The following is a 10,930-nucleotide window of genomic DNA, read 5'->3' on the forward strand; positions in this document are numbered from 1 at the left end:
GCCAGCATCCCAAGAGGCGACGACTGTCGCATCTCTCTCATGTCGTATGCAAGCTCTTTAGTCATGCCTTTTTCCTTCCGGCTTTGACGACGAAAGCACCGCGTGAAGCTACTGAGCAAACGAGGGAGACAAGGCATTTTGACGACGGCTGACATACTCTTGCGCGGGCTGGGTACCGCGGGCTGTCTCTATCGAACGTCGCAGGGAGCGTTATCGATCATGACGCGCTCGACGGTAATGCCGAGGGTATTATAGTAGGTCAGAGCCGCCTTGAGAAAGGCGACCGCGCGCTCCTTCTTTTCGTCTGGCAATATCTGCGAGAAGGCAACCCGCGAGGCGTCATCAATGGCGACGTGAACGTACTCCCAGCCAGCGCCCCAGCCTTTGCCCCTGCGCGAACTTTGGCGGGTTCGATCACCCGTGATGCGGTGGCCAACCTGGCTGAAGCGGCCAAGTTTCTTGATGTTGATATGGATCATTTCGGCAGGCCGCTCGCGCTCATAGCGTCACACTCTCGATATCCTTCAGCCGGGAAAGACCGGCGCGCTTGAGAACCCGGCTCACCGTTGCCGCCGACACGCCCGTCTGCTTGGCGATGTGCTTGCCCGTCAGCCGCTGTCGGCGCAACACTGCAATCTCGCCGGCAATGTTGGCCGCGGTGCGTCTCGGACTTGTCCTCGGCCGCGACGACCGGTCCGCCATGCCGGCGGCGCCATCCGCCAGAAATCGCGCCTTCCAACGAGCGACCACCTTCGACGGCACTCCGCGCAGCCTCGGCTTTGGAACAAGCGCCCTCAATAACGGCGCGCGCCATCTCCTCTCGACGCCGCGGTGTCAAACGGGCATTCTTGTGAATGTTCATTCGGTTCTCCTGCGTTTTCATCTCGACGGCGGGTGCTGCATGGTTCCCGACGGGCTCGATTTTCGTCCCGATGCGGCCCGGCTGGGCGATGCTGTGATCATCCCAGACTCCATCTGTGACCACGGTGTCGCCGTGATGTCGAAGCGCGAGAACCTGGAATTCGATAGAGATATCGTCTCCGCAGCGCAGCGCTGAACCAGCTCGTAGCCGTGATGGTCGCGGCGGCGGGAGGCATATCCGGTTGATGCGGATCCAACGCGCGGCGGCATCGCCGTACCCCTGAACGAAATCGCCAGCCAGTCGAAAGCCGGCTTTCGCATCGAGGAGGATGCGATCCCCTTTTCGTCAGGCCGAAGGTATCGGAGACCACGACATTTTCATGATGCGTCGATGGTACAATACGGAAATCACACCGTAGAGATTCAGTCCTTGCTTTAGAAGCAAGTCAGCCCGCGGGGGTGCGCGTGCCAATGGGGGCGCCACTATGACACGCGCACAACCCACAGACCTGTCCGCGGCAAAGGAGGTGTCCGCTTGTTTAGAAGCGGAATGTTAGTCAGCCGTCCAACCATATTGCCTTATTTGCACCCATAGGCCGAGATGAAATCTAAGTCACCGTGACAGCCGCCTGTGCGATGCCTTCGGCCGGCTTACTGCGACGAATGCGTCTTCAAGGGAACGTGCGTCGCGGGGGAACCCGTGGACCACGCGAGCGAGTGAGGTCGCCTCATCGCGGCCATAAAGCTTGTCGTTGTCGCCACCAAGGAGGGCCGCATCCAGGTTGCGAGGCTTAACGCGACCCATGTCGCCGTAGAAGTAGTCGTTGCCCTCGTCGCCAAAGACGTGATCATTGCCCACGCTACCGAATACGCGGTCATTATCCTCGCCGACCGAGATGGAGTCTTTTCCGGAGACCACCGTCGATCCTGAGATCTCAACAAGAGTTCTGCCTTGTGCCAGCCTTGTTCCGAATGAACCACTTGAGACGCAATTGCTCATTTCTGGGAAACGTACGGCACGGGCGTGGACTTGCGCGCAGCCGTCGGGCGCTCCACCAGAACGATTGTTCGCGGGAGGTCGGATGCCACGCTCAGCGACTTGAGCTCATCGCCCAGGCGCTTGTCCGCTTCGTTGAGGCGGTGATGAAGGCGATGGTAATCCGTCCAGGTTGGCGTCCGAAAGGTCTCGAGCCATCGCGAAGGCTGCTGAACGTCGCGCGTGAGGGTCCAATGGCGTGCGCCGGCTCGGCTTTGAACATGCCGCCGTCTGCGCATGATCTCCAGAAAGACAGCGGCGTTCTCTTCCGCCACAGCGTATTCCGTCGTCACCAGAATTGGGCCGCTTCTCGGCTTCAGATCGAGTGCAGGTACTGGCGCATCGAAGGCGCCGGAGGCTTCGAGTTCAGACTCCAAGCGGTTGCTGATCGGCAGCTTGAGCCCAAGTGCGGCGACCAGCAACGAGGCGGCAGCAGAACATGCCAAGGATAGGGAGAGGGAATGGTTTTCGGCGATAATTCCCCAGAGCCAACTGCCAGCGGCGATCCCCCCATAAGTAAAAGCGCTGTAGATGGAAATCGTGCGGCCCACCACCCAGCGCGGGCTTGCCAACTGCACGTTGACGCCGAACCCCGACCATCCGGTTACCCAGCCGGCGCCGCCGAAGGCGAGGCAGACTGTTGCGATGATCAGGGAAGACGTCAGCGCAAGTGAGATCGCACATACCGCGCACGCGACACATGCCAGAACAATCAGCAGTTCCTGCGTGACCGCGCGCCTGAGTGGTGGGTTCACGAGCCCCGCGATCAGCGCGCCGGCGCCGAAGCCACCCATGAGAATACCGTAGTCGATTGGGCCGCCCTTCAAGAGGTCTCTTGCGACGAGCGGCAGGAGCGCCAGCATCGAGGTTCCGGTCAGCCCAAACAGCGTACCGCGGACAATAGCTGCCTTGATTTCCGAGGATATCGCCGTGAACCGCAGTCCATCATAGATCGCCGTCATGAGCGCTTCGCGAGGGAGGGGCGACGCTTTCACGGTCCACTTGTTTCGCCACAGAGCGGTGAGGGGCGCGACGAAGCCAAGCGTGGTGAGCGCGAAAGTGACGAGCGGCCCAAAAATCGCGACGATGATGCCGCCAAGCGCGGGACCGACGCTACGGACCGTGTTGAATCCGACATTGAGAAGGGTGACGGCCGACGGCAGATGGCGGCGCTCCAGCATGTCGCCAAGCGAAGCGCCTACGCGGGATCGCTGAGTGCGATACCGCAGCCGTCAAGGAAACTGAAAGCCAGGATCATCCATGGATCGGTGATGCCGAAAGCCATCAGGATCGTCAGCATCGCCGAGGCCGCCATCATCAGGCTTCGGCCGACGATCATGACCATGCGCCGGCTGTAGTTGTCGGCAATCGCGCCAACGAAAATCGCAAGAAAAAAGGCAGGCAGGGTAGACGATGCCTGGACCAGGGCGACCATCACATCCGAGGTGGAAACGGTGGCCATCAGCCAGCTGAGGGCCACCGTCTGCATCAGCCAACCCAGGCTGGAGAGCTGAGACGCGAAGAAAATCGAACGGAACGTCGAATTCTTCAGTGGCGCTAACAGCCCCGAGGATGCTCGCTCGCGTCCATGTCGATCAGTCTCTTTCGGGCGGGTCGGCTTCGGTGAGACCGAACGGCGTTTGGTCATGGTGGTGGGCGTCCGTCATGCGCGTTACCGCCAGCGTTGGAGAAGCCGCACGCAAGAAGTCGGCCAACTTCGCGTCGACGCAACGCGGCGAGACCGCGAATCGAAATCAATGACAGCGGGCCGTCGTCGAAGCAGGTTGAACGACAGCCGAATGAACCGAGCATCGAAGTCCGCCATGAACGCCGGCGCATAGGCTTTAGCCCCGTCGATCGTGTCGATGCCGCGCAGCCGCAGTTCCTTGACGATCCTGCCGATCCGGCGAACCGCAGATGCAGACGAGCGGTTCTTAACCACCAGCGGTGCAAGCCGTCGATCTGGATGAGTTCACCGAAACAGTCGCGCCAGTAATTTTTGAATGACTTCGAGGCGATGCAATTCTTTCTGCGACATGGTGATCAAACAGGACATCACGCCTCCGAACGCTCCTGGTCTCCACCAGGCTGAAGTCGGCATCCTTGCTCCCAACGTTGACGTTGACCAGCGCATCGAGAGGCGAGACTGTCGCATCTCTAACTGGCCCAACTGTCGCATTACTAAATAGCCGTGGAGAAGCTAACCCAAGTGCATCATGCCAGTTTTGCAGGATAGGGGATCACCTGTCTTCGTGCAAATGCGCCATAAACACCTCGGTCGGTGTCCTGTATCCGAGGCACTTGCGCGGTTGATCGTTGATATGGCGCGTGAGGTGGAGAAGGTCGCGTTGCGACACAACTGCCAGATCTGTGGTGCCTGGCAGGAAGCGTCGAATGCGCTTGTTGGTGTTCTCGACGGTCCCTTTTTGCCAAGGCGCACTTGGGTCGCAAAACCAACTGCACGCACCGATCCCTTCTTCCAAAGCCCTGAACCCGGCGAACTCGGTACCGCGATCAAATGTGAAGCTTTGACGCGCGAAGGCCGGTAAAGGAGAAAACGCTTTGATGATCTTGTCCATGATCGGGCGCGAATGCCGGCGGTATAGCGGCTCTTGCGCTCCACGAGGGAAGTGACATTGGCATGGCCGAGTGGACGTTCGAAGATGAGGAGGTCGCCCTCCCAATGCCCAAACTGGCAGATAGCGATAGAGGCCTAGCCCATAACCTTCCTTGCTGTAGATGAAGCGATAGATTGTCTCTTTGCAGACGCGAACAAGACTTAGCCCCTCCGACAGCAGGCGTCCGGCAATCTCCAGCGAGCCTCCAACTGGTTGATGATCTCTGTGCGCAAATTCGGGTGACGCCGCAGCTTTCTCAGCCGGCGCCGCCGCTCCTTGGAAATATCGTCAGCAACCGTGCTGTAGTAACCGTCGTAGTCCGGCAGTTCACGATCGCGAAACGGGTTGCGCTTGATCTCGCGGTAAATGGTCGAGCGATGACGGCCAAGCTGACGTGCCATCTGGTCTATCGGAACTTTTGCCGCCACCAAGTGATGCAGGCGTCGGCGATCGGCGAGGGTGATCTGCGTATAGCATCGAGACATGCCAGAATCTCCAAAGTGAAGCCATTGAAATTACTGGCGTGTCGCACTTAGAAATAGAATGTGCCCGCGTAATGTTATAACATTGCATAAGAGTTATTATGGAACACTTCTGCGTGCGTACTGCTTGTTCGACTTAGCGAACGCCTCACGCGTCAAGCGATCAACAGGAGGATAAGGGCACCGGGAATGGGCATTGCAGTCGTTGAGTGAAGGGCTGGACCACCTTGACAAGAGCGTCCGCACGTCGAATGCCGGGCGAGATTTGTCCCGCCTCAACGCCGGCGCTCGGCCCAGCGGAACCCTCACTGGATCCTGACCTGGAACCACGGCACTAGGTGTACATTCCGCCGCCAGCTGACCCATCTCATGTTCGAACAGATCATGACCAGCAAAATGATCGGGTCGATAGCTTGGACTAAATTCCGCTCGCTTCACCCTTTCCTCGTCGGACCTAAAGTAGTCGACTAGCATTGATTTGGAACATTGCGCAGAGGGGTCGGCAAATATCGTCGCAGAACCGTAAGGCGCCCAACTGGCTTCCAGACCTATGGCGGCTCCTTGGATTCGTCGCTCTGGTGTGACCTTGCAGCCAATGTGTGGAACCAATCTAAAGAATCAAGCGACGGCTCTCGGCGCTTGGACCAGTGCAAGTTGGCCGGAAAGAAACAAACAATTATCTGCAATCATTCAATGGCTTAAGAGCGTGCGCGGTATCATAGAGGACATCGCCGTGTCTCGGCCTCGAGAAACTCGACAGTTCGTTGATTGGCTCTTTCAGAGGAAACAACCGGACCTGACGCTGCTGGGGGAAGTGGATTCCACGCGCTGTTCAGTCGTTTCAGCGTCGTTCGAAGAGAGGCATTCTACATCGCGGTTTCAGAGCCATGGTTGGTGGTTCCCGTTGGCACGGTACATGCATTGACATCCGCTGATACGTCCGCGTCACCTTCAGGAGAAAGAGTCTCATGCTCAAGCTCACAGAGGATATCGTCACATTGGGTTGGGTGGTCCTGGTCCGAGAGACACAACAGCGCGCTGGCAGTTGCCCCGCGCGGTAGGGCACGCGCAATGCAGGTGACTCTGGAAACCGCGCGACTATATTTGCGCCCGCTAACCACACCATGGGACCTGCTGCGATTTCATGCACTTCATGCCGATCCTTTCGTTGCGAATGCCATATATGACGGCAAGCCTCCGTCCTTTGCAGACACATGTGCCGAGTTCATGAAGTCCCGTGCCGACTGGGATAGGTATGGAATCGGTCTCTTTGCAGTATTCGAACGCGACAGCGCCAGCCAGGAAGGCCGCTTCCTTGGACAACGCCGCCTAGGTTTTCTGCCGGAAAGCGACGATCTCGAGCTCAGCGCATGCTTTCACCAGGCCGCATCCGGCAATGAATATGCTCCAGAAGCGGGATGTTAGATGCCCGGCACATGGATGTGATCGGGATCGAGGTTGCCGACCGGCACGATCTACTCGACTTCGGCGACGCAGATCCTGCCGCAGGTGGCAGCCGGCGGGTTAAAGTTGCGCGCGGTCTTGCGGAAGATGAGATTGCCCGATGTGTCGGCCTTCCAGGCCTTGACGATCGACAGGTCGGCGACGATGCCGGTCTCGAGAACGAAGACCTCTCCATCAAAGACCTTGAGTTCTTTTCCTTTGGAAACGACGGTGCCAACACCGGTCTTGGTATAGAAGCCGGCAATGCCGGCGCCGCCGGCCCGCATCCGCTCGGCAAGCGTTCCCTGCGGATTGAACTCGAGCTCAAGTTCGCCGCTGAGATATTGCCGCATGAACTCTGCGTTCTCACCGACATAAGACGAGATCATCCTCTTGATCTGCTTGGTCTTCAGCAGCAGGCCGAGGCCGAAGTCGTCGACGCCGCAATTGTTCGAGGCGATCGTCAGGTCCTTGGTACCCGCCTCGCGGATCGCGTCAATCAGCAGTTCCGGAATGCCGCAAGGGCCGAAACCGCCTGCGGCGATGAAAATGCCGTCGAATAGCAAGCCCTCAAGCGCCGACGTCGGATTGTCGAGGATTTTGTTCATACTCTTTTCATCAGGTTCAACTATTGGGGCGCCTAGGCGCCGCCTGAATTCATTCCCTTAGTTTCGGAAGACCGGCAGCGGTATCAAACAGCGGCAAGGTCTCGTTCACCCACGATTGATGCAAACCACCTTCGGCTGGGTCATATCTTCATAGGCGAAGCGCACGCCCTCCCTGCCCATGCTGCCGTATTTGGAGCCGCCGAAAGGCATGGCATCGAAGCGATAGTCTGAGGAGTCGTTGATCATCACTCCGCCAGCCTCGACTCTGCCTGCGGCTTCAAGTGCGACAGTGAGGTTGCTGGTGAAGATGCCGGCGTGCAGGCTGTATTCGGGTTCATTGGCCAGCTCGATCGCTTCATCGAGCGTCGCAAAAGGCGCAAGCATGACCAAAGGCGCAAACACTTCCTCGTGCCACAGGCGGCAGGTGATAGGCGTGCCTTCCAGCACCGTCGGGTGATAGAGCGATCCTTCTCGCTCGTGACCGCAGAGCAGTTTCGCGCCGGCGGCGATGGCGTCATTGACAGCGGCTTCGGTGCGTTGGGCCACCTCCTTGGAGATCATCGGACCGACATCTGTGTCCTCCTTCAGCGGATCGCCCGCCTTGAGCTTGTTCGTCGCGGCCACGAAAGCGTCCCGGAAACGTTCATAAATCTCTGTCTGCACCAAAACACGTTGGGCACCGATGCAGTTTTGGCCAGCTGCCCAGAAGGCGCCGGACACGCATCCTTCGACGGCCTTGTCAAACTCGCAGTCATTCATGACGATGACTGGCGCATTGCCGCCAAGCTCCATTGCGAGCTTCTTGAGGCCCGCTTTACGGCTGATTGCCTCTCCCGTGGCAAACCCACCGGTGAAGGAAACCATGCGGACGTCCCGTGCAGAGATGAGAGCTGTGACGATTTCGCGATCGCCGTGAATGACGGTAATGATCTCCGGCGGCAAGCCAGCTTCGTTCAGCACAGCGACAAGATTGATCGAGGAAAACGGCGTCAGGTTCGATGGCTTCAGCAGCACTGCGTTGCCGCCGGCGATCGCAGGGCCAAGCTTGTGCGCGACCAGGTTCAGTGGATCATTGTAGGGTGTAATCGCGGTGATGATGCCGAGCGGCTCGCGGGTGAACCAACCCTGCCGCTGTTCCGATCCGACATAGGCATCAAACGGCACGATCTCACCGGCATTGCGCTTTGCCTCTTCAGCAGACAGCTTCAGCGTGTTGACACAACGAAGCACTTCCTTGCGCGCCTGAACAATCGTCTTGCCGGCTTCGCGCACGATGGTTTCGGCAAACGCCTCGCGGCGGCTCTCGATGATCTGCGCGGTCCCTTCCAGGATGCTGGCGCGCCTGTGTCTCGGCAGCTTGCTGCAAAGCTCAGCCCCGCGACGAGCGCGGGCCAGGAGTTCGCCAATTTCGTTTGCAGCAGTGGCGTCAACCGTTCCGAGCACAGACCCGTCATAGGGGCTGTGAACAGTGATCGGCGCCAAGCTGGTGGTTATATGAAGTTTGGCAGCGGTCATAGGCCGGCTTCCTCTCGCGCGATGATGCACCATCTGTGCGACGGGCAGAGTTTCTCAGCCAGGGCACGGAGAATGCCTGCCCTGCTCTCAATTCAATGGATGCGATGGCTGCGGTCGGAATCTGCCGACCGCTTGTCCGTCAGATCTTCTGACCGTCGCGGACGAGATCGTCCATCACCGAGCGCACGGCCTTTTCGGCAATGGAGACGATCTCGTCGATCTCTGCCTTGGTGGTGACGAGCGGCGGCGCGAAGCCCAGGATGTCGCCATGCGGCATGGCGCGTGCAATGAGGCCACGATCGCGAGCAGCCTTGGAGACGCGGGCACCGACCTTCAGTGATGGATCGAAGCGCTTCTTGTTCTCGCGATCGCCAACGAACTCGATGGCTCCCATCAGGCCAACGCCACGCACTTCACCGACGATCGGCAGCTGTGCGAACTTCTCCTTGAGCTGGGCCTGGAAATAGGCGCCAACCTCGCGGGCATTGCCGGGCAGGTTTTCCTTCTCGACGATATCGAGCACCGCGTTTGCGGCCGCCGCGCCGATGGGGTGGCCGGAATAGGTGTAGCCGTGCGAGAAGGCGCCGACCTTGTCAGCCCCCTCTTCCATGACTTTGTAGACCTTCTCACCGACGATCGAGGCCGAAAGCGGGAAATAGGCCGAAGTGAGGCCCTTGGCGACGGTGATCAGGTCGGGTTCGATGCAGTAATGCTGCGAGCCGAACATCGAGCCGGTGCGGCCGAAGCCGGTGATGACTTCGTCGGCGATCAAAAGCACGTCGTGCTTTTTGAGCACCGCCTGGATCGCCTCCCAATAGCCTTCCGGCGGCGGCGTGATTCCACCAGTACCAAGCACCGGCTCAGCAATGAAAGCACCGACATTGTCCGGTCCGAGCGTCTCGATCATCTCATCGAGCTCGGCCGCACGGCGGGCCGAGAATTCACGTTCGGTCTCGCCCGGGTTGGCGCCCCAGTAATGGTGGGGAACACCGGTGTGATCGATCTGCGGCAACGGCAGATCCATATGGTCGTGATAGAAGCTCATCCCGGTCATCGAGCCTGAGACGACGCTGCAGCCGTGATAGCCCCGTTCGCGCGAGATGATCTTCTTCTTCGTCGGTTTGCCGCGGAGGTTGTTGTAGTACCAGACGAGCTTGGCCTGGGTCTCGTTGGCGTCCGAACCGGACATGCCGTAGAAGACCTTGCTCATCTTGCCGGGTGCCATCTTCACCAGGCGATCGGAGAGGATCGCAAGCTCGTCGGTCGTATGGGCGGCGTAGGAGTGGTAATAGGCCAGACGATAGGCTTGGCGGGAGATGGTCTCGGCGACCTCGGTGCGGCCATAGCCGACATTGACGCAGTAAAGACCCGCAAAACCGTCGATCAACTGATTGCCGTGCGCATCCTGGATGCGGATTCCTTTTCCCGTCTCGACGATCGTCGGCTCGCCAAGTTTCCCGGTCGCAAAATCCCTGAGTTGCGTGAAAGGATGCAGGACCGTATTGCGATCCTTGTCAGCGATGTCTTTGATATTGATGGCCACTGTTGATCCTCTTGGCTCGCGATCTAGGCGCATCCGCACCGTCCAAATTTTGTAAAGTTAACTTAAACCCTGCACAAAGTCTTTGACGGTTGTTTAAATTGGATTTATGCAGGATTCCTGCATTTTTTGTTTTTTTACGCAGGATTTCGAATGACCGACCTTGATCGTGCAGATCTCTCGCTTTTACAAGCAGTTCAGAGTAACAACCGTCTTACATCAGAAGAGCTGGCGGGTTTGGTCAATCTTTCCCCAACAGCATGTCAGCGTCGCTTAAAGCGACTTCGGGCAAAGGGCGTGATTGAGGCAGACGTCTCGATTCTGTCACCAAGGGCTGTGGGTAGACAGGTCACTATGATTGTGCTTGTTTCGCTCGAGCGCGAAAGAGCGGATATCGTCGATCGATTCAAAGCAGCTATACGCAATACAAGCGAAGTTATGATCGGATATTACGTCACGGGAGATGCCGACTTCTTGCTGATCGTCACTGCGAGGGATATGGAAGAGTATGAACAATTCACCCGTCGTTTCTTTTACGAGAATCATGATATCAAGGGTTTTAAGACGATGGTTGTCATGGATCGCGTAAAAGCGAGTTTTGCTCTGCCGATCAAAGTTTAATCTGATTCTTGCATCACTGAGCCCTCGCATGTTTTTCCGAAGATGAAGCAGTGCTGAGCTATGACAACCAAGTGAGCATGCCCCCACTTTGTCGGCATTGAGCCCCACTTGGGAGCGATTTCACCTCGTCTAAAAGAGCGTGGAAGGACTGAGAGTCGGACTCGAAAAGGTTTCAATGATATCCGTATCCTGCCAGCCGCCTGGTG

Annotated in this window: 5 protein-coding genes and 6 pseudogenes; 3 read left to right on the forward strand and 8 right to left on the reverse strand. The window is 58.2% G+C overall.

The window, feature by feature from the left end:
• Window positions 1–209 precede the first annotated feature (209 nt).
• Window positions 210–862: pseudogene (locus RCCGE510_RS34120) on the reverse strand (leucine zipper domain-containing protein); the annotation flags it as partial.
• A 39-nt stretch (window positions 863–901) separates the two neighbouring features.
• On the opposite strand from RCCGE510_RS34120, the pseudogene RCCGE510_RS34125 reads away from it, so the two are divergent.
• A pseudogene (locus RCCGE510_RS34125) lies at window positions 902–1,224 on the forward strand (AIR synthase-related protein); the annotation flags it as partial.
• A 250-nt stretch (window positions 1,225–1,474) separates the two neighbouring features.
• Here RCCGE510_RS34125 and RCCGE510_RS35340 read toward each other — a convergent pair.
• From RCCGE510_RS35340 to RCCGE510_RS30205, 4 genes and pseudogenes are all read right to left on the reverse strand, one after another.
• On the reverse strand, window positions 1,475–1,780 hold the full coding sequence (locus tag RCCGE510_RS35340; protein WP_007636707.1) for a hypothetical protein: 306 nt from the start codon (window positions 1,778–1,780) through the stop codon (window positions 1,475–1,477).
• A gap of 77 nt (window positions 1,781–1,857) precedes the next feature.
• A pseudogene (locus RCCGE510_RS30195) lies at window positions 1,858–3,545 on the reverse strand (MFS transporter).
• 153 nt (window positions 3,546–3,698) lie between these two features.
• Window positions 3,699–3,794, reverse strand: a pseudogene (locus RCCGE510_RS34580) (integrase catalytic subunit); the annotation flags it as partial.
• Window positions 3,795–4,137: 343 nt separating this feature from the next.
• A pseudogene (locus tag RCCGE510_RS30205) lies at window positions 4,138–5,000 on the reverse strand (IS30 family transposase).
• A gap of 1,068 nt (window positions 5,001–6,068) precedes the next feature.
• Between RCCGE510_RS30205 and RCCGE510_RS30210 the strand changes: the two are divergent.
• Window positions 6,069–6,422 carry a GNAT family N-acetyltransferase gene (locus RCCGE510_RS30210; RefSeq protein ID WP_007636711.1) on the forward strand — a complete coding sequence of 118 codons (354 nt, stop codon included), beginning with the start codon at window positions 6,069–6,071 and terminating at the stop codon, window positions 6,420–6,422.
• A gap of 53 nt (window positions 6,423–6,475) precedes the next feature.
• Here the strand turns inward: RCCGE510_RS30210 and RCCGE510_RS30215 are convergent.
• From RCCGE510_RS30215 to RCCGE510_RS30225, 3 genes and pseudogenes are all read right to left on the reverse strand, one after another.
• Window positions 6,476–7,048 (reverse strand): annotated as a pseudogene (locus RCCGE510_RS30215) (CoA transferase subunit A); the annotation flags it as partial.
• A gap of 105 nt (window positions 7,049–7,153) precedes the next feature.
• Window positions 7,154–8,563, reverse strand: coding sequence for an aldehyde dehydrogenase family protein (locus RCCGE510_RS30220; protein ID WP_007636718.1), 1,410 nt, complete (start codon window positions 8,561–8,563; stop codon window positions 7,154–7,156).
• Window positions 8,564–8,702: 139 nt separating this feature from the next.
• Complete coding sequence (locus RCCGE510_RS30225; RefSeq protein ID WP_007636719.1) at window positions 8,703–10,106, reverse strand: aspartate aminotransferase family protein; 1,404 nt, start codon at window positions 10,104–10,106, stop codon at window positions 8,703–8,705.
• A 150-nt stretch (window positions 10,107–10,256) separates the two neighbouring features.
• Here RCCGE510_RS30225 and RCCGE510_RS30230 point away from each other — a divergent pair, with 150 nt between their 5' ends.
• Window positions 10,257–10,724, forward strand: coding sequence for an Lrp/AsnC family transcriptional regulator (locus RCCGE510_RS30230; RefSeq protein ID WP_037080423.1), 468 nt, complete (start codon window positions 10,257–10,259; stop codon window positions 10,722–10,724).
• Window positions 10,725–10,930: the final 206 nt, after the last annotated feature.

Source organism: Rhizobium sp. CCGE 510 (genome assembly GCF_000292525.1).
GTDB lineage: Bacteria > Pseudomonadota > Alphaproteobacteria > Rhizobiales > Rhizobiaceae > Rhizobium.